The 20,775-nt window shown below is 37.4% G+C and carries 12 protein-coding genes; 3 read left to right on the top strand and 9 right to left on the bottom strand.

Features of this window, described 5'->3' with window-relative positions:
- Positions 1–31 precede the first annotated feature (31 nt).
- The 7 genes from M899_RS17325 to M899_RS00735 all read right to left on the bottom strand — a co-directional run bounded on the left by M899_RS17325 (position 32) and on the right by M899_RS00735 (position 8,556).
- On the bottom strand, positions 32–2,242 hold the full coding sequence (locus M899_RS17325) for an ABC transporter substrate-binding protein (RefSeq protein WP_021269488.1): 2,211 nt from the start codon (positions 2,240–2,242) through the stop codon (positions 32–34).
- A gap of 51 nt (positions 2,243–2,293) precedes the next feature.
- Positions 2,294–3,088 (bottom strand): enoyl-ACP reductase FabI, encoded by a 795-nt coding sequence (locus tag M899_RS00760; RefSeq protein ID WP_021269495.1) that lies wholly within the window; start codon positions 3,086–3,088, stop codon positions 2,294–2,296.
- 3 nt (positions 3,089–3,091) lie between these two features.
- Entirely contained in the window at positions 3,092–3,502 is a 411-nt protein-coding gene (locus M899_RS00755; RefSeq protein ID WP_196801707.1) for a 3-hydroxyacyl-ACP dehydratase FabZ family protein, read from the bottom strand.
- Between the two features lie 8 nt (positions 3,503–3,510).
- Positions 3,511–4,251, bottom strand: coding sequence for a 3-oxoacyl-ACP reductase FabG (fabG, locus tag M899_RS00750; RefSeq protein ID WP_021269437.1), 741 nt, complete (start codon positions 4,249–4,251; stop codon positions 3,511–3,513).
- Between the two features lie 9 nt (positions 4,252–4,260).
- Positions 4,261–5,676 (bottom strand): phytoene desaturase family protein, encoded by a 1,416-nt coding sequence (locus M899_RS00745; protein WP_021269489.1) that lies wholly within the window; start codon positions 5,674–5,676, stop codon positions 4,261–4,263.
- Between the two features lie 99 nt (positions 5,677–5,775).
- Positions 5,776–6,918 (bottom strand): hypothetical protein, encoded by a 1,143-nt coding sequence (locus M899_RS00740; protein ID WP_021269473.1) that lies wholly within the window; start codon positions 6,916–6,918, stop codon positions 5,776–5,778.
- Positions 6,919–6,993: 75 nt separating this feature from the next.
- Positions 6,994–8,556: an NAD(P)/FAD-dependent oxidoreductase gene (locus M899_RS00735; RefSeq protein WP_021269459.1), complete on the bottom strand. Its 1,563-nt coding sequence runs from the start codon at positions 8,554–8,556 to the stop codon at positions 6,994–6,996.
- 98 nt (positions 8,557–8,654) lie between these two features.
- On the opposite strand from M899_RS00735, the gene M899_RS00730 reads away from it, so the two are divergent.
- Both M899_RS00730 and M899_RS00725 read left to right on the top strand, forming a co-directional pair.
- On the top strand, positions 8,655–9,905 hold the full coding sequence (locus tag M899_RS00730; RefSeq protein ID WP_021269418.1) for a CinA family nicotinamide mononucleotide deamidase-related protein: 1,251 nt from the start codon (positions 8,655–8,657) through the stop codon (positions 9,903–9,905).
- 212 nt (positions 9,906–10,117) lie between these two features.
- Positions 10,118–15,019, top strand: coding sequence for a hypothetical protein (locus M899_RS00725; protein ID WP_021269432.1), 4,902 nt, complete (start codon positions 10,118–10,120; stop codon positions 15,017–15,019).
- Here M899_RS00725 and M899_RS00720 read toward each other — a convergent pair.
- Together M899_RS00720 and M899_RS00715 are read right to left on the bottom strand one after the other, a co-directional pair.
- Positions 15,016–15,822 carry an undecaprenyl-diphosphate phosphatase gene (locus M899_RS00720; RefSeq protein WP_021269445.1) on the bottom strand — a complete coding sequence of 269 codons (807 nt, stop codon included), beginning with the start codon at positions 15,820–15,822 and terminating at the stop codon, positions 15,016–15,018. The two genes, M899_RS00725 and M899_RS00720, sit on opposite strands and share 4 nt — an antisense overlap.
- On the bottom strand, positions 15,823–17,376 hold the full coding sequence (locus M899_RS00715; RefSeq protein WP_021269453.1) for an RDD family protein: 1,554 nt from the start codon (positions 17,374–17,376) through the stop codon (positions 15,823–15,825).
- 274 nt (positions 17,377–17,650) lie between these two features.
- Here M899_RS00715 and M899_RS00710 point away from each other — a divergent pair, with 274 nt between their 5' ends.
- On the top strand, positions 17,651–20,755 hold the full coding sequence (locus M899_RS00710) for a hypothetical protein (protein ID WP_021269478.1): 3,105 nt from the start codon (positions 17,651–17,653) through the stop codon (positions 20,753–20,755).
- Positions 20,756–20,775: the final 20 nt, after the last annotated feature.

The raw sequence follows: 20,775 nt of genomic DNA, 5'->3' as shown, positions 1-20,775 counted from the left end.
ATAAAAACAGCAGTAACAAAACTTTATTTACTCACAGATTTAAATTTTCTTTGTATGTTTTTAGACAGGCATAAAGGTCATCTTTTTTAACTGGTTTTTCAAGATATGCATTCATACCGAAAAAATGAGAAGCTTCATTTTCATTGAGAGTATTGGCCGAGTAGCCAATAATATAAAGTCCACAAATGGATAAATTCTTATTACTTCTAATTTTTTTAGTAACATCAATCCCACTAAGTCCCGGCATATTAACATCAAGAAAAACTAAACCATATGAAGGATCATTTTCAATTAATTTTAGCGCCTCAACACCATCATTGGCATAATGAATATCAAAATTATACTTTTTAAGCATAAGGCCAAGAACTTTCCTATTAATCTCATTATCATCGACAACAAGGGCCTTACAATTTGAAAATGTCAATTCTTCATCAAGATTGTTCTCTCTACTCAAATCAATTTTAGAGTCACGTTGAATAAATTTCAAAGGCAATAAAACATTTATATGTGTACCTGATTGTAAATTTGAATTAACTTCAATCTTTCCATTCATAAGCTCTACAAGGTCTTTTGTAATCGCAAGTCCTAACCCTGTACCTAGAGATGAAATATCATTTCGTTGATCGAGTTGCACAAAAGGTTTAAATAATCGTTCAATTTGATCAGCAGCAATTCCAACGCCAGTGTCGCTTACAGTTATATTCAAATAAACTCGATCTTCTACAAAAGATTGTTTGATGATAAATTTCACTTCGCCATGATCAGTGAATTTAATGGCATTTGAAATTAAATTATTAAAGATCTGAGTTATTCGAATATCGTCAGCATAGACTGTGAGATCTTTATCAACATTAGAATCGACAACAAATTTCAATCCTTTTTTATCTGCAAATTTTTCATAGAAGTGCGTGAGGTTTTCGACTGTTTCACAAAAATTAAAAGCTCTATTTTTGAGTTCAAATTTTTTGCGCTGAATTTTTGAAAAATCAAGAATATCATTCACAATATGTAAAAGTGTTTTTCCAGAGTACGAAATCATCTCTAGAAGATCTAAGTTCTCAGAGGACAAGTTCTCGCGACGCAGAGAATCTGCACCACAAATAATACCATTCAAGGGAGTTCTTAGTTCGTGAGTAATATTATGAAAAAAAAGATCTTTAACTTCATTTGCCTTTTCAAGCTCTAGAGTTCTTTTCTTGACCATAATTGCAAGTCGACGAGTATAGTAGAGTTGAAATAAAATAATCAATGCAACAATAAGTGAAACAGGCATAAGCCAGCGCATGGCCATTTTTTTCCATGATCTATTTTCAATAAAATTATCAAACAGAACATTTTCGATATTCTTTTCCGATATATTCTTATCATTGGGATTATAAATCTTAGCAATTCTATAAAAGCGATGAACACTCGGAGTTCCAATATCTATGGTATTGGGAAGAATCATTTTCTCAGTGGCCTTCCCTTCAAAGCGCAATTTTTCCAAGTCTGTTTTAGAATACTTTTGGACAATTTTTAAAGATTTTTCAAATTCATCAAAAGTGTAGCGCCATCCTTTTAACGATGCTCTTCTAAAGGCACGAACACGATCAGGGTTCTCTATCGCCTCTTCTTTTGTTGTAAATATCATATCCCCATAGAGATCGATTCCATAATTTTCAGGGTAGATAAGATGATACTGAATTCCCATTCTATCAAGATCATAAGGTTGATTAGTCGTATAAATACTTGTGGCATCGACCTTGCCCGAGATGAGATCATCTAATTTAAAGTTGTGATCTATAGATATGATATCGTCCCTTGAAAGGGAGAGACTATGAAACATGGCCGCTATAATGGCATCGTCCACATTTTTTTGATACATGACTTTTTTACCTTTCAGTTCTAGCGGACTCCAAAAATTATTTTTTTTGAGCGTTGCTAAAACGAGAGGTGAATGCTGGAAAATGGGGGCAACAACTAAAAACTCACTCCCCTCAAGATATTTTATGACAATACTAGAGTCAGAGATCCCATAACGGCCTGGCCCCTCACTTACTTTATCGATATGTGAGACACCTAATTCTCTTTCAACAATATTGACATCAAGCCCTTCGGCCTCATAATAACCTAACTCTTTGGCCACATAGAAACCGGCAAATTGAAATTGATGTTTCCATTTGAGAAACAAGTCCACACGCTCTCTAGCAGAAGCATTTGTTACGCAAATGAAAGTAAGAAAGAGGAGTATAATGGAGCGCATTTGCCCATTATACTCTAAAATATATAATATTGAATGACTTTAAGATTAATCTTAAGAAAAATCTGCTACTGTTTTAACAACACTTTCATCAAAATGATTACAACTCATACCAGCATCAACTAAAATGCCAGTTGCGTTTACACCACTTGAGCGCGGACTCATTAAGAAGGCCACTGTATTGGCCACTTCTTCGGTAGCTAATGCTTCTTTTCTCAAGGTAAGCTTTTCAGCGAAAATATAGTTATTAACGTAACCAGGAATACCTGCACTTGCCGATGTCTTAAGAGGACCTGAACCCACTGAATTAAAACGAACTCGAGAAAAACTTGAGAAAGACTTCGCAAGGTAAGCGACAGTCGCATCTAACATGGCCTTAACTGGGCCCATATAGCCATAGCTTGTGGCCCTTGTATCAGAAATGGAAATCGTTACAACTGAGGCGTCTTTAGCAAAAGAATCTTTTAAGGCATTACTCATTTGTACAAGAGAGAAGCATGAAATTTGCGTCGCTTGTTGAAAATCTTTTAGCGATGTTTCATGAAATGATTTTCCTTCTACTAAGTTGGCAAAAGCGATTGAATGAAGAAGGCCATCAATAGGAGTTCCTTTTTCTTTAATCTTTTGACCAAATCTTTGGATGTCTTCTTCATTTTCAACATCAAGAACAAAGACTTCACTATTTGGAAATAATTTTGAGACTCTTTCAAAATGGTCATTTGATTGGGCCGTAAAAATAATATTGGCACCAGCTTCAGCTAGAATTTTTGCACTAAAAAAAGCAACACTCTTTCTATTGGAAACACCTGCCACAACAAACGTTTTATCTTTTACGCCTAAAAAATCCATTTTCTATCCTTCAATTTTTGCACATGTAAATTCGACTTGTGCAACCGTTTTACCTAAAACTTTAGTCTTTCCAAGAAACATATAGGCGTTGGCCAGTTTTTCAATAAGTTCAACTTCCATAACCATTTCATCTTTAGGTCGGATCATACTCTTAAAGCGAGCACTTGAAACTTTGGTGACAACCCCTAGTCCCCCACCGGCTTCGCTGCCCATCAATAGGGCCCCTGATTGGAATAGGGCCTCTTGAATAAGCACACCTGGCATAACTGGATTTCCAGGAAAATGACCTTTAAAAAAATCTTCATCGCCTGTTAGTGTAAGACCTGTAATAATCTTATTTCCCTCTTGCTCGATAATTTTATCTACAAACAAAAAAGGGGGTCTTTGTGGAATTCTGGAGTAAATAATATCCATGCTCATAACTATAAACCACCCGTTACTTCTAAAGAGGCACCTGTGATGTAAGAAGCTTCTTTTGAGGCAAGAAATAAAACGGCGTGGGCCACTTCAGCTACTGTTCCAAATCTTTTGAGAGGAACTTGCTTTTTGTATTCTTTAACTTGTTCTTCAGGCAAATCGCCGATGAGCTCGGTATCGATAAAGCCCGGGCATACATTATTAATAGTAATACCTTTTTTCCCCACTTCCTTTGAAAGAGATTTACTCATGGCCACCTGTCCAGCTTTAGAAGCGGCATAGTTGGCCTGACCAGGAAGTCCAATATTACCTCCGACAGAACTCATATTTATCACACGACCGTAGCGCCCTTTCATGAATAAAGAGAGTGCGCCTTTAGTCATATAAAATGATCCTGATAAATTAATATCTAAAACTCTTTGCCAGTCTTCTTCTGGCATTAGCATACCAATATTATCTTTTCTAATGCCTGAGTTATTCACAAGGACCTCTAATGTATCGAATGTATTTTCATAATCAATGAAAAAGTCTTCAACTTCTGATGGTGAAGAAACATCAAATTTTCTTAGATGAAGATTATCCCCTAGCTCTCCAAGAGAATCTTTAAATGCAAAGGCCGCATCATCGTTTGATGCATAAGTTGCGATAACAATGGCCCCTGCATCAAGAAAGGCCTCAGTAATACCTTTACCAATTCCTCTTGTTCCGCCAGTTACAATGACGTGTTGTCCTTCAAAATCAAACATAGTATTTCCTTATTTCGATAAAAATGTTTCTACTTCATGGGATTGGATAACACCGTAATTGGCAGCTCCCAACCATCCCGACATAATAATCCCTACAGAACCAGAGTGGAAAAGTCCTGCAACTTGCTTGTGCATATTTTGAGAAATCTCTAATCCTTCAAACTTTGTTCCAAAGCTCGCACCAAAACGGTGATGAGTATATTTCTCAACAGTAAGTGGAGTCGAACAATCGATATAATCAATTTTATCTCTTACTCCGGGAATTAACTTTTCAAGAGCACTCAGCGCTCTTTCAATAACGTATTCTTTTTGTCTTTTATATTCTTCTTCTGACAAATTTTTCCAATCTTCATAGCGAGCATTTGATGAAGAAACAACAGCGTATCTCTCAGGCCTTTGCGGACGAATATCTGGGTAATACACAGAAAAAGTTTGTGACCCAACTTTAGGCGAAAGAATCAAATCGGTATTAAATTTTTCATCATCAGAGCAAAATACAAGTTCACCGATATCAGGAATCGACTCGCCTTCTTTAATACCCATGAAAACCTGACAGCTAGAAGTATTGAGACGAACCTTCTTCATCTGATCAGTAAAGTCTTGATCAAAATGTTCAGCGCCAACCATATTGAAAATAGTATTATATAAATTGGCATTAGATAAAACTGCGCGCGCTTTGATTTTTTGACCTTTAACGCTCACTCCTGTAACGGCACCATTTTCAACATCAATTTTTTCAACTAGTGAATGCATCTTGATGTCGACACCATTTTGAAGAAGCTCATCTTTCATCATTGAGATGAGCTCATCAGTTCCTCCTCTAAAAATATAAACTCCTTTGTTCATAAAGTTAGAGAAAACAATTCCATATGTAATAGCGGGATCTTCTAGCGTTGACCCATTGGCATAAACAATTGGCTCTAGAAGAAAACGAACAACGTCATTCCGTCCAGGGAAAAACTTTTCAAATAACTCTCCATTAGACATCTGAGTATTATCGTAAAAATTCATTTCTTCTAGTGCTTTAAAAAAACCGTGAACAACTTCTTGTGTTAAACCGAAGTGCTCAATAAGAATGCGGATATAATCCGTCTTAGTAAAATCTGTTTCAATATTAAACTGCGGATTGATAAGGCGAACTTTTTTCACTTGTACAATTCTATCTGCAATTTCTTTTGACCAGTACTTGCGACAAGTCTTAATCATTCCAACAGGGAAGCCGTGCAAGGATACATCAAAGATATGATCGCCCTTCGCTCTTTTAAACCAAGTCGCAAATCCACCAAGTTTATTATGTGATTCTAATAGAAGAACTTTTCTTCCATTCTTTGCCATTTTATTGGCAGCTGTTAGCCCAGCAAGACCAGAGCCCACTACGACAACATCGTATTCTTTTGTAATAACGTCTTTACTCTTATAAAGCATGAAAAACCCTTTTTAATAATCGCGAAAATGATACCCGATCAATATTTAAAGGGCAAAAGGTACCAGCAGTTTTTTGCAAAAAACCGCTGGTAAAATGACTCATTCAGCTAGAAAAAGGCCATGACCTAAATATTCGTTCTTATCTTTATCATAAAGTGTCGCCACAAAGGCCACTTTCGAATTGTTGTTAAGGTCCGGAGTGCCGTGAAAACCAGTGATTTGAGCGGTTTTAACGTCTGTCGTCACAAGATCACCTGTTTTTGCCACAACACGCACTCCCATCTTTGTCGCAATGGCAATGACCTTTGCTCCCTCATGATTTGTATAACGAAAGAGCACTTCTTCCTTGTTATTAACTCTTGGCGCAAAATAGTCTATCGAAGAAATGTCTAACTCACCTTCACGAATATACTCATTGTCATTGAAAAAGACTCCATATCTGCCATCAAAACCTAAAGCAACATAGGCGATATCCCCTTTATTATTAATCGCTGCAGAATTACGAAAGCCCTTCACTGGAGCGTTTGAATGATAATCATTGTCATAATAACGAATAATATTCTTATTATTCACATTGCTAAACAAAACATCAGGACGGGACTCGGCCCAATCCCCAGTGTGGCCAAGACGAGCTTTCACAACATACTTTCCTGAGCGAGAAATTATCGGTGTAAAAAGATAGCTAATCACTCCCTCTTTCTCAGACAATAAGGGTTGTGACTCATTTGATATATTGGAAAATTTTACGAGCTCTCTTTGGTTGTCTTTATCAAGGATGCGGGCGTAAGTGTAACCTTCATCATCGCTATAAGCATCACTAATGCCCAAAAGCTTGTGCTCAAAAGCATCCATGAGTTTTGCTACAGAAGAAGTCGACTTTTGATAACGGTACAATCCTTCTGCGAAACCATCACCAAGAAGATAGAAGCTAATGAGCCCTTTATTATTTAAGTGAACATCACTCACTGATAATTCACTTGGGGCAACATAAGGAATTGTGATTTTATTGTCTGAAAAAATAAAAATACCAGAGATCACACTGTCTTCAACACTCAAAATACGAGCGGCAATTTCATCGTGATCATTTAAGCTTGGTGATACATCTTGAAAGTAGCTTATATCAGGAACACCGTAAGAGCCTCCATCTGAGGCCCTAGCGATAAGTTTTAAATTAGGGTTTAAATCAAGGGCAAAACTAGATATTTGAATGAATGCCATAAGGGCAAAAAAAGTAGATTTCATTATTCAATCCTTCGAAAAATTATCTTATATAATCATTTCAAAGGAACAAGCATAAGGCAACTCTAAGAGCTTATTTTACGCTTCAAAACCTTTATCTTTTTTGATGATACTCATGGCAATTCTCACACCATCTACCGCGGCAGAAGTAATACCTCCCGCATAACCAGCTCCTTCACCACATGGGTAAAGTCCTGTATGCGACTCAGATTCTAACGTTTCTTTATTTCTTAAAATCGTCACAGGTGCCGATGTTCTTGTCTCTGGGGCCAAAAGAAGTGCCTTCTCTGAAACAAAACCATTCATTGAGCGGTCGAATTGTAAAAGAGCATTGGCCAAATGGTCTGTGATAAATTTTGGTAAAATATCTCTTAGTCTAGTGTCAAAAATCCCTGAAGGACATGAAGTCTTAGGCATCACACTACGACCATTTTTATCATCGAGAAAATCTTTTAACGTCTGAACGGGCACTTCTTTACCCGATGCCTTCTCGAGTGAAACTTTATAGGCCATTTGTTCAATATTTTTTTGGAATTCGTGACCTGCAAGAATGTCATCAAGTGGGTAATCCTCTCCGGCCTTAACTGACACAACGAGTGCACTATTAGACCAACGAGAATTTCTGGCATAATTACTCATTCCATTCACAACAATTCCATTCTCATCAGTACCAGAGCTTAGAACATATCCACCAGGACACATACAAAAGCTGTAAGTCCCTTTATGAGTAGATTTGTCTTCATAACTTAGACGATAGCGAGCAGCTCCAAGCTCAGCGGCATAATGGCCATATTGTATTTGATCAATAAGCTCACGGGGGTGCTCGATTCTCACTCCCACAGCAAAGTCTTTTGCTTTCATGGCCACATTATTTTCTTTAAGATGGTAGTAAATTTCTTTTGCCGAGTGTCCAGTGGCAAGAATCACATTAGATGAATAGATTTCTTTGCCATCATTTAAGCGAACGCCGATCACTTTAGTTGGAGTTTGCTTATCAAAAAGAAGTTCATCAACTCTTGTATTGTAGTGAATTTCACATTTGCGTCGAAGAAGCTCATCAGTAATCTGCGTAATTAGGGCGCGAATTTTATTCGATCCTAAATGCGGATTAGATACATAGGCCGTTTCCTTTGGTGCTCCAAAATCAACAAGACGATTCATGACATATTGTACATAAGGAGATTTCACTCTTGTAATCAATTTCCCGTCGGAAAAAAGACCGGCGCCACCTTCACCAAAACAAACATTATTTTCACGATCAAATTCACCATAACGCCAAAAACGTGCGATATGCTTCATTCGATTGTGGGCCCTCTCTCCTCTTTCGATGAGAATTGAGGGAATTCCATATTCAGACAGGCGTAATGCACAAAAAAGACCACCTGGACCAGCACCAATGATAATAGGTTTATCATTTAGGGCCCCAAGATCTTTATATACCTCTTCAAAGGCCTGGAATTTTTCACCGGGATAAATAATTTCTACGCTATAGTTGCAACGTGGTTTTTTCCCACGATTGGCCCCTCTAGCATCTAAGGCCTCTGAATGAATGCGATAGTCAGAAATGCCAGGATATTTAGAATTTAAATAGGCATCTAAATCGGCATCGTAATCCAAAATAAAATTAATCTTTTTACTCATGTATGCCTTATAAGATAGTTGGTATTAGTTGGCCAAAAGTATTTTGGTTGGTATAATTTTTTTAAAATACTACCTTACTTTACCAAAAGGTTCTCAATATGAATATTGGACTTCTCGTCATTGGAGACGAAATCTTAAATGGAAAAATCTCTGATCTGAACGCGGCCTGGCTCACACGCTTTGTCCAGCAAACACCTCTTGCACTTAAGAGCGTAATCTTTGTTAAAGACGATGAAAAAGAAATGATGGATGGCCTTAAATACTTAAGTGAAAGATCAGATATTATTTTAACGACAGGTGGAATTGGTCCAACAAAAGACGATAAAACTAAAGAAGTCATGGCCAAGTTTCATGGGAAGAAACTCATTGAAAACCAAGATGCAAAAAATTTAGCGATTAAACTTTATCAGAAAATTAATCGTGAATGGTCTGCAGATAAAAGCAACTATCATATGCTTCCCGAAGATTTTATCGCCACAGACAATCCGGGCGGTCTTGCCCCAGGTCTTGTTTTTCACACAGAAGACAAAATCTATATGAGTGCTCCTGGAGTTCCTCGAGAGTTTCAATTAATGTTTGAACAAGTATTCTTACCTATTATTCTCGATAAAGCAGGTGATGACAGAAAAGAATATGAAATTTTCAATATCAGAACATTTGGTATTCCAGAAGAGAAAATCTTTTTTGAACTGTGCCCAAATCTATGGGAAGAACTTGAGACTTTTGGAAAAGTTGCAAGCCTTCCCCAAGTGACAGGAGTGGATATTACTCTCGTTCTTGAAAAGAATAATGAAATTGAAAATAAGAAAAATAAAATCAAGGCCATTATAGAAAACAGTCCTCTTAAAGAAAGTATTTGGCAATATGGGATGCTCTCTTTACCTTCTTTCATTTTAGAAGTTGCCAAGAGTAAAAAACTAACATTTTCATTTGCAGAATCATGTACAGGTGGACTTAGCTCTTCACGCATAACAGATATCAGCGGTAGTTCTGCCGCTTTCTTAGGTGGAGTTGTCGCCTATGATAATCAAGTAAAAATAGATCTATTAGGAGTAAAAGAAAATACACTTAAAACTTATGGCGCAGTAAGTGCCCAAACTGCAAAAGAAATGGCAGAAGGTTGTCGCACTCATCTTAAAACTGATCTTGCCATCTCTTATAGTGGAATAGCTGGGCCAGGTGGCGGGAGCGTTGAAAAACCGGTGGGCACAGTGGCCATTGGTTGGGCCACGGCCAATGATAGCGGAAGTGATATTTATCACTTTCATGGCGATCGTGAAAAACTTAAAATGCGCTTTAGTGAAAAAGGCCTCTACAAACTGCTAGAGTTGATAAATACAATCAAGTAAAAAGTCTGTAAAAATAAGAGACAAATTGCCTCAAATAAAGGCCACTCACGGGTGGCCTTACTTCTCTCAAAAAACACATAATCAGTAACTTACCTATCCCCCTTAGTCCCTATAATCACTCTACTGTTAAAATATTCCTAATCTTTTAGTTGGATGAAGAACAACTTAATTTTTAAGGAAATAGCGTCGATAAGATCTGGGAAAAGGATTTTATGATTAGAAAGGGATTTTTTAATTATACATTTATTGTTCTCTCTTTCGTGCTTACTTTGCTCGTAAGCTCATGCGTTCCTTCATCTCCAAGTAGTTCAAGAAAAAACAGTGCAAGCAATTCAAGTGGTACCACAGACACAGACCCAGGTACTCCTGACTTTTCTGATTCAAATAATTATTTTCAAACACAAGAAACAACGACATCAAACTCATTGAGCTTGGCCATTGATTACAACAACAATGTTTACCTACGTGGAAAGCAAGTTGATTATTTTGTTAAAAATAATCCGAATGAAATTCAATGTCTTGTGGCCTACGTCCCAGGTGCAAATACAGCACAGGTTACAGTATTTGCAGCAACCCCAAAATATACAACAAATCTTGCAACTAATACTAGAGAGTACTATTACTCAATTGCAGTATCTGGCGAAGAAGTGAATAAAACATTCTGTCAAAAAACAGGACTCATTAATTCACTCTCGGCCACTTACGCGGCCGTGACAACTTATAAACTCTCAGGCATCTGTACAACATGTTCATCTTTAAATTTTGCTTCTAGAGAAATTAGACTCTATTCCAATTCTGGTAATATCATCAATGATGTGAAGCTCTCTAACCTTGTATTCAATATTAGAACTTCTACAACGGGTGATAGTACAAATACATGTAGTTCGAACACCACTTGTACGGCCCAAGGCTATAGCTGCTGTTTACAAGGACAATGTGTAAATGACAGAACTCTAAGATCTGGTGTCAACACATCATCGTCTGAATTTTTACAGGCCCTTCATGATATTTCGTTGAACTCAAATAATATCTACAAGTACCCAAACTTCTATAACCTTTGCGGTAGTGCCTCAACAGATCCAAGCGAAGGTCCTGGTGATGATGATGGCGACCCAGAAGATGAGGCCGTAACAAGATTAAATAATTTGAAAAATCTCTATAACTGCACGACTCCTATAGAAGGAGAAATGAGTGTCTGTACTCTAAGTTTTGCGAATGCAAGCAACGACTCAGACTTAACATTTCAAACTCAGGAAGACGACAGAAGCTTTGCATCTATAGTGCCAGCAAACACAACGAGTATCACAGAAATCCTATATCAAGGAAAAACTCTTTTTAATTCACAAACAGTCCCAGCAAGTGGTGTCACAATTGGGCCGGGTAATGATGATGTAGTCAACGTACAATCAATTGTTTTGACACAAACGAAAGACCCAAATATCACAGACGATACTCTCCTAATGAGATACATGATTGACGGATCATGTGAGAAGCTTAACAACTCGCTCGCTAAATGTACGAAGTATTACGTCCAAGGACAAAATCTTGGAAAAGTAACTGATCACTTCCCTGGAACAAATGATTTCGCACTACCTTTATACGCCGATTATACAAAGACCATAGAAGTTCGCGTTGATGGTCAACTAAGACAACAAGGAACTCACTTCACACTTATTCCAGGGGGCCCTTCAATTGTTCGTTTCTCAGGCAGTGGAACACAGGTTTTTGATCAGCAAGATGTTGAAATCATCTACTATGTCGATATCTCGATTCCTTCTAATCAAGGTATTCTAAAAGCAAAAATGGATGCACTAAGCGAAATTGATAAAATTTGCTCATGCCCAAATCTTGATTGTCGTCTTAAGCCCGTTTACAAAAATGATAATGAAAGTTTAGGCATCATCACAGACTTCACTTGTAAGTATAAAGACAATACAGTACCTGCCCCTCTTCAAGTCACAGTGAATCTTGATTCTCGAAGTGCACCACACCGTCACTTTGATATGTCTGGAACAGGAAGAAATAATTTAAAACTAAGTGACATTATTGAAACACCTTCACTTGAACAAGAAGGTAACGCCTTCATCTATACAGGTGGAAACAAATTTAAACCAAACAATGTTAGTCAATATATTGGTTTCAATGAAATTTACGGAAGCTTTACCTATAAAACAGGTTCTGGAATTGCGGCAAAAATGGTTGAGGTTGAAAAAGGTGTCACCTACGATATCACTGTTGGTAATGGGACATTCTCTAATTGTACGACTTGTGGAAATGACTATCATGCATTATTAAGACAAATTTTTCCAAAATCATTTGATGGTTATGGCGGTGGATATGTTCCAGACCAATACGAAACAAGTGCAAGTGGAACATCTAAATATAGGGCCGATGATCTGATTTTTGGTAGGGCCTGTTTTATGCCAGCTACGATGCTTCCATGGTCTCATGCTATAAATGCAGATGTACAATCACAGCGCCAAGATCGTCTTGCCGCTCAACACTTCTACTTTGCCAATGGTTATCAAAGAGATTGGTACGGTTTCGATTACGGTTCCGTTATTGGTTCATTTGATGGTGTTCGTTGGTTTTCTGTTGGAAATGCGAGAAGAATTGAAGCAAAATCTAATAAACTCTTCTTGGCCATAAATGCTTATTACTCAGATTTAACGATTCAAAACAATTTTCAAGTTCTGATTAGAGATTCAATTATTACCTCAAGTACTGACTTTCCTACAACTGATTTTGAAACGACAGGAGCACAATGTCAGGCACAGCATATTTGTACAGCGGACAGTGATTGTGCAGCAAAACTTGGTTGGGACTATGTGTGTGAATCAGTGACTAATATTAAGTCAAACTACCCTCGTTTTGATTCATCTGGAAACGAACTTCCAGAGATTTCATCAATTGAAAAACTTCTTTCTTTAAATGGAAGCTTTTCTGGTGAAGTAAAAAGATGTGTCTATAGAGGTAAAGGTGCTCCTTGTATTACAAACTATACAACAGGAGACGAGACAACAACTTTCAATGGTGCAAGTTCGCCGCGCCTACTAGGCTGTGCACCTAATTTTTATTGTCAGCCATTTTTTGAAAGTGGAACTTACCAAGCAAGATTCAATAATAAAATTGCTCGTTTTCCAATGAGTGTTATTGAGCAAAATGACAGTTCTGATGTTGCAGAGGATGATCTCGATAGCTTTGGAAAAGGTTCAAGAATTCTAGGCAGACCATATAAATTCATTGGGGATGAAATCATCAATACTTTTGCCAATGGAAATATCTCAAATAATGGGGTAAACGGTATTTGTCTGCCAGGACGCGAACCAGGAACAGCTGGCGAGAGTCTCGTGATGACCAATTATAAAAAACCAAGACCTACTGATCTTTCAGACCTAGTAAATGGGATTGGAATGACAGCAACTGATAATGGTCCAAATCGCGCTTACCTATCTAGTTGTGTAAATTTCGACCAAACAAATAATCAGATTCACTTCCAAAGCGGTTCCTATGGATTGGCCCATGATAATGCAAATATTGTTAATATTGCGGCCTCTCAATCTATCCCAACAAATTCTCTAAAAGTCTTAGAGTCGATTGCTGGTGTTGATATCTTAAAAGACTTTGAAAATGATCAAATTCTAGATATGGCCTTTCAAGAAAACCGTTGTTTAAGAGCTCCTGGTTCGACTTGTCATACTGACAACGATTGCGCGGCCAATCCTTATATTAGTGGTGCCCTATCGGGAATTGATCCTGATCTAGCGGGAGTGTTAAATCCATACGAAGTAAAATTTTGGCAAGAGACTCTCGTTTGCTCTCAACCTAAAAGACAGGGTGAAGAAGGATATGATCAAACATTGAATCGTTGTTGTCGACTTCCTGGCAATGAAATTACAATTCCGACAAGTATTGATGGCGACAATATTGTAAACGTTAGAGATGTTGCAGGCGTGGATATTGCTCTGAACTCTTCAACCCGCTACACTCGCAATTCAACTACATACTTTAAGAGAAATAACGCCGCAACCGCCAGTTCTTATCAACCGATGGAAGTTGCAGCTGACAACCAATGTAATACTGCATGTAAGAGTACGACAACGATCGCAAAGCAATTTAACACCGTCGACGAGGCGGCCGGAAGAACTTGTTGCTCAGAAAATTGGATTCGCAATTTTGCCGATGGCTCACATGAATGGGGTCCAACAAAGATGCAACGTAATATCCCATATGAAACACTTGAATGTTACAACTGGGTAGTTGATCCAAATAGACCTTCATTAACTTGTTCAGATATTGACAATATTAACGAGAACCCTGAGTGTCACGCACGCCAAGTTTCTACTTCAGATGCCTCTCCTATTCTTGAGTGGTTGGGCTCTATGGAATTAACGGGAATCCCACAAGTTGGAATCAAATCTAATGATTTCTCAGAACTTCGTTGCGTGGTCAATCCAACAAATAGTTCAGTAGCAGGAACTGAAGTACCGGCCATTTTTGTAGACACCGCAAAAGCTCGTGAATATACAAACGGCGCTCAAAGCTATTACTCTGCAAGTTTTAAAACAGATAATAACTTTATCTTCGAAGATGATAAGGCCAAGGTTTTCTCGGAAGACAGCTTCTCATGTTGCCAGCCAGCAGGAACACAAATGCAAGACGGTGATAGTCCAAGTCTATGTTGTACAGGTTATATCAACCCTGCAAATAAAAAGTGTGCTCTTAAAAACTATTCAAACGTTTCAGTTTATACAAACCGCTATGTTTCAAGTGAGGCCAAAGGTATTAATGAGGCCCAATTTGAGGAGCTCACAGGATTCATTAAAAGCCCTTCACTAACAATCCAACTTGCATGTGAAAAACAAATGTGTGCATCAGGACTATATGGTTATGGGGTTGTTTACGGTGAATATAAAATTCGCGGAAAAACTAGCGAAAATGACCCTACGATTTTACGTTTTTTCTCAAGTCGTACAGAAGATAATGATAGAGGACAAGCGAACTTTATCGATGAAGGTCTGCGTTGGAATAATCACGTCTACTGTATTCCAGAAGATTTTCAAGACTTAGAAGGAAGTGACAACTCTTACTTGAAAGTATTCTCTTGTAATTAGATATAATAATAAACAATAAGAGCTGCAAGTATTAGTCGGTAAATTCCAAATGAGACCAATCCTACATTTTTAATAAATTTCAAAAAGAAATGTATCGTTAAAAGACCAATTACAAAAGAGACAAAGATCCCAAAAACAACTAAACCTAAATCCATTTGATGAGGGCCGTGAATAAGCTCTGGTGTCTTGAGAATTGCGCCCCCAATGATAAGCGGAAGAGATAAAAGAAATGAGAAACGAGAGGCCTCTTCTCTAGTTAAATTCAAAAATCTACCGGCCGTAATTGTCACCCCAGACCTGCTCACTCCAGGAAAAAGAGCAAAACTTTGAACGAGTCCAATCGTAATGGCCTTTTTTAATTCCACATTCTTTATCATTGAAATATTAGAATCGGCCTTACAAAAGCGATCACTCAAGGCCAAGAGAATTCCAAAGAACGCCAAATTCATAGCAATAAACACTTCCCCTCGCCCGTAACTTTCGGCCACTTTCTTAAAAAGCAATGCCGTAACAACAGTACAACAAGTCGCGACAATATAATTATAGGTATAAGGAATTTCACTAAGGGACTTCTTTCTTCTTGCAAAGAGTGACAGATCAAAAGTCATTTTAATGATGTCTTTAAGAAAATAAAGACCAATGGCCATGGCCGTTCCCACGTGCATGGCCAAATCAAAGGCCACACCAGGATCTTTAATTTCAAGGAATTTGGGCAATAGTGCTAAGTGACCACTACTACTGACTGGAAGAAATTCTGTTAAACCTTGAATAAGACCATATATAAGAGCGCAAAAATAATCCATTTAGATATTAAAATATTTTCGTTCCTCTTTAGCAAGGGCCTTCATTAAATTAGTCAGTCTATTCTCGAATTTATCACTATAAATTGGATTTTCTTGATTCTGAAGATGCACAATTTCTTTGAGCCTCTCAAGAATTGAATACAATCGATTGCGCAAAGTGTGATCACCAACCAGTACACTGTTACGAGCGAGATTAAAGTAATAGCCATAGACATAATCTTCGAAATGAAGGCGCTGTTCATGACCGAGATCTTTATCTTTAAAATAATCTACAATAAACAAAGGATTCATCTCTTTACTAGAGCGCGGAAACGGAATCTTTTTACTGCTATCAAATTGCCAGCGGGCCTGGGCCAGAACTGAAGACTCAAACAAAGACTTACTCTCATCATTAAGCGGCCAGCGAAGCTCAAACAAAGGAGTCTTTAAAGACAATAAAGGCAAATAATAAGAGTGCTCCATCTTAGTGAGCTCACTTATTTTACTCACTCTTATAAAATCTCCATCTCCATATCTAACATGATCAAATTTAATTTCATCACCAATGTCGAGAATCTCAAGCAAGTTTTTACGAATCAAAAAGTGACCATAAGGGTATGGACCATAATGACGAAAGTCTTTATAAATCTTATTGAGATTGACTCCCATTGAATTTAGAATAATTTCTTTAAATTGGGCCTTTTCATTTTCTGAGAGCTGCTCTTTTCCACCCTCTAGTGCTTCATAGAGTTTCGCGTAACGTATTTGTAAAAATCGATCCAATTGAAAGGCCTTCTTAAAAAGAGGAACAAAATCAATATCACTTTTAAAAATAGAAAATTCTGAAAAGATTTTTTTCTTATTATTATAAATATTCACTTCTGGCGAAAAGCGAATGTACTTTCCAGATTTTTCTAATTTCAACGAAGGCAACAAAGTAAAGAGTCCATCACCTAAGGAAGAAAATGTGGAAAAATGCAAGACGTTGGACTGAATTGTTTCGTAGAGGTTGAAATGACTTTTATTCGAAAGCTTCTGGGGCCCAAATTCTTTATATTCAACTTGAACTTTATCAAAAATCGCCAAATTCCAAAAAGCAATACTTCCCGGCACCATACCCAGAAGACCAAGGATTAGAACCAAAGAGATCGCTCTCGGAACTTTACCTACTCTATATCTTATATCAAAAAGTATATCCCCAATTCCTCCATGACCTCGCGAAATAATGTCACTGGGTCCCAAAAGAAGAAAGATTGGCGACAACAGAAATCTCACACACAGACGGATTCTCTTACTAAATCTCCCCTTGCCAATAATTGACAGGCCACTAAACAAATGGCCAGGAGTTGTTGCAAAAAACAAAGCGAAATAAAAACGCATGACGAGATAAAGACAGTAGCTAACGACAATAAATGAAGCGCTACTTGGAAAGATTTCATAGACCGATTCAAAGAAGTTCATAAAACTTGGCAAAGTAAAAAGAATTCCCATGACAAGAAAACTTAATAGAAAATCGATTGAAAATGCCAAAATTCGATAGCTTAGTATCTCTTCTTGCTTTTTCTTCTTGGCCATATCCCCTACTTGCTAAGTTATGAAAATGGCAATGAACACCATATTTTTGTGGCACCCACTACCCATTTAAATTGACCCTGTTTACTTCCAGGCCATTCATTCAACTATCCGAAATCTAAGGATTATTTTAGCTCAGAGGGGCAAAAATAGGAAAAGTCGGCAATTTATACAGGAATATTTATGGAGTTTTTCACTCAAACATTACAATTAAGTTAACAGAAGAATTAACCGAAAAGCATAACATATTGGAATATTAGTTAAGATCGAGGAAAAAATGGCAAATTTAAAAAACGACAAACCATTTAAGAGATTCCTGCACAATTTGGTTTGTTACTCCACAAGCGTGGGACTGCTGCTTCCAGTAACATTCGTTGATGCTTTAGCCCAACAGAAAGTTGAAACCTATACACAACAAGGTGGACCAAGTGCTATCGAAAGCGGTATGCAAATGTTCAATCAGTTCACGCAACAGGCAGCTCAACAAATTCTTCAAGTTCGCCAGCAAGCTATGCAAGCACAAATGAATGCATCAATGATGCAATCACTGGGCGCTCCAAAGCCAACGCCTGCAAAATATTTCAATGATCCTAATTTCCACTTTTGTTATGTGGCCCCATCAAAATCATCTTTTCCAGAAGGAGTTTGTAGCTCTATCAATAGTCCACAAGAATTTAACCAAAGTGAAATCTATCGACAATATGCTCATACACAACTGGAATTTTATGACCAACTTATTACACAAGGTCAAAACTCAGCATTTCCAAAAGGTGTTCAATGTTTGAAAGAAGGTCAGAAAAAACTAGAAGCTGAGTTTCAAAATAAATTCAACTCTCTTCAGGCCCTTGCTGATTCAATCAAAAAAGATCTGCAAATGTTTAGAGAGCAAAATAAACAAATTAAAGAAAAAATGAGCGATCTTAACACTGAACTCACAGGTGGTAAGGCAAACAGTGTAGAAGACAAGGCCAAGGATCTAGCGTCATACTTTTCTAATGAATGTAAAAATATTATTGGCCCTGATATCCTAGCAAAATCTAAAACAAATGGCGGTCTTATTGGTGTTAAAGATAGCATGAGTGGTAATGTTCAAGCTGCGACCAATTTTACTGCAAACTCTGTGGCCTATGGAAAGAAGCTTGAAAAAAACATCCAAGACATTAGAACTCAAATTACGGATTATGGCCTCTCTTCATTGAATGAGAATTCATTCGATGGACCTTTTAAAGCAAAACTTCAAAAGATTTTTGCGAAAGAAGCACAAAAGATACAATCAGTTTATAAAGCGGCCAGTGATGAGATTTCAAAGCTTGGTTCAAAAAATAAGTACAAACTTCCAAACCTAGATAAAAACTTCAAAGTAAACCTTGCAACATTTGAGAAGAATGCAACAGAAGCGCTAAGAAGAGAATATATCAGAGACTGTGTCACAGGTGCGGAAAATGGTGTTGGTATTTCTCTTGACCAATTACTAGCTAGTCTTCGTTATACTGGAACAGGTGACGGTACAGGTGCTGTAAATTCAATTAGAATTCAAGTCCAAAATATAATTAACAATCAAAATATCACAATGGAAGAGAAGTTAAATCAACTGCAAGCAATTGAATCAAATGATAATAAAGATTCGGTAGTATTTACTTATACAGGTAACGAAGGAAGTCCAACAGCGGCCAATCCGTATGAATACTTTAAGCAGGCGACAGCTGCTTGTGATTCAAAGTATGAGTCAGATAAATCTGATGAAACATTAAGCACTCAAAAACAAAAAATTGATCACGTTAAAGCATACCTTACGGATTTGAAGAATCTAGAAAAAGAATTTTTACCTAACTTAACAAGAGTGGCGGCCAAGGAAATCATGTCTTGTAATGGAAATGATTTACAAACAGACACTTGTGACAAAGATGGAAAAATCTTCAACCCTAGCTCTGAAAGCTTTTGTATTTCGCATGCGACATTGTGTACTCAAAAAGTTAATTCTTGTTTCACGCAAGCAGATAAAATTGTTAAAACAAAAAAAGCTGAGCTTGATAAATATGCCGCTCAGTACAACATGAATGCTCGAACTTTAATAACAATGCAACAAGCAAAACTAAATCAAATTAAGCAAAAAGTTTTAGCTGATGCCAACTTTATTCAAAAATACTTTACAGGTGCTAAATTTGAAATGCCAGGAGACTTCTTTGTAAAGATGCCTGAAATGGGGCTTGCAAAAGATCTTGGTGTCGATCTTCTTGGCGGTGGAAACCTTGATGATCTTGAAAAACTGCCAGAGATCATTGAAACAAAAATTATTAAAATGCTTGCCAATCAAGCAAGTGAGGCCATCAACAACGTTGATGAATATATTGTGGCCCAACAAAAAAATCTTGAGCACAACAGATCGAAGTGGTCTAGCTTAGCTGATAATTGTTCAAATCAAATGGACAATTTCTCAAATACGATGGCAAAACAGGCATCTGAAGCTCAACAGAAACAACAAGAGGCACAGGGAGAAGTTAATGACTATTGTAACAAGCTCAAGTTTGTTGCAGCAAATCACCCTAATGCTGCTTGTGATATGAGTAATGGTCCAATGAAGCTCTCTGATGATGTTTCTAAAGTTATGAGCGCGGGTTTAAATCCTGAGATGCAATACTTAAATAGCGAACTCAACGCTATTTGTAACTCTTACGGTAATGAGAAGAACACTGATTCTGATTCTAAGTCAAAAACTCCAACTATCATTAGACTATGTCAGGATAATGACAATGATTGGGGAAGTGCTAAAGAAAGTGCAGCGCAGGCCATTGCTGCCAATACTCCTCTTGATGATGAGCAAAGAGATGCCCTTATTAAATTCATTACAGAAGGTGGAGATGTCCCATCTGGTATTGATGATGAAGAACTCCTTAAAAATCTGAAGAGTATAAGAGCAAAAATAGAAGAGGCCGAAAGCATTAAAACAGCTAATGGAGAAGAACCACTTAAGAACATTTCCATAGAAAATTGGTCAACAATCAAAGCTCGAATACTTGAAGAATCAGGACTATCTGAATCTGCAAAATATGAAGCTGGAGATGTATGTAAAAATATGGAGCTTGATACAAAAATTAGCATTATTCGAGGACTTAGTGGAGAAAGTGCTAAAGAAGCCGCAAAAGACTACAACGAGCAGTATGAGAAAAAAATGGAAAACGTGCCAGCTAAATATAAAAGTTTGGCCCGTTTGATCGATAAGCCAGTATCAAACTCTCGCTATAGTCAATGGCAAAAAGTTGGAGAGCGCGTAAACAGTATTGGATGTTTCGCAGGTAACGATATGCAAAGAGGATTCGGAGCATTCGGAGAGGCCGGACAAGGGATTGCTGATATTTTCAATTCTATGGGTCACTCTAGATAGAATCAGTCCTCTCATTTTAG

It is taken from the genome of Bacteriovorax sp. BSW11_IV (assembly GCF_000447755.1).
In the GTDB taxonomy this organism is placed as follows: Bacteria; Bdellovibrionota; Bacteriovoracia; order Bacteriovoracales; family Bacteriovoracaceae; genus BSW11-IV.
The sequence above is the reverse complement of the archived record's forward strand: the minus strand, read 5'-3'. Positions and strand labels throughout refer to the sequence as shown.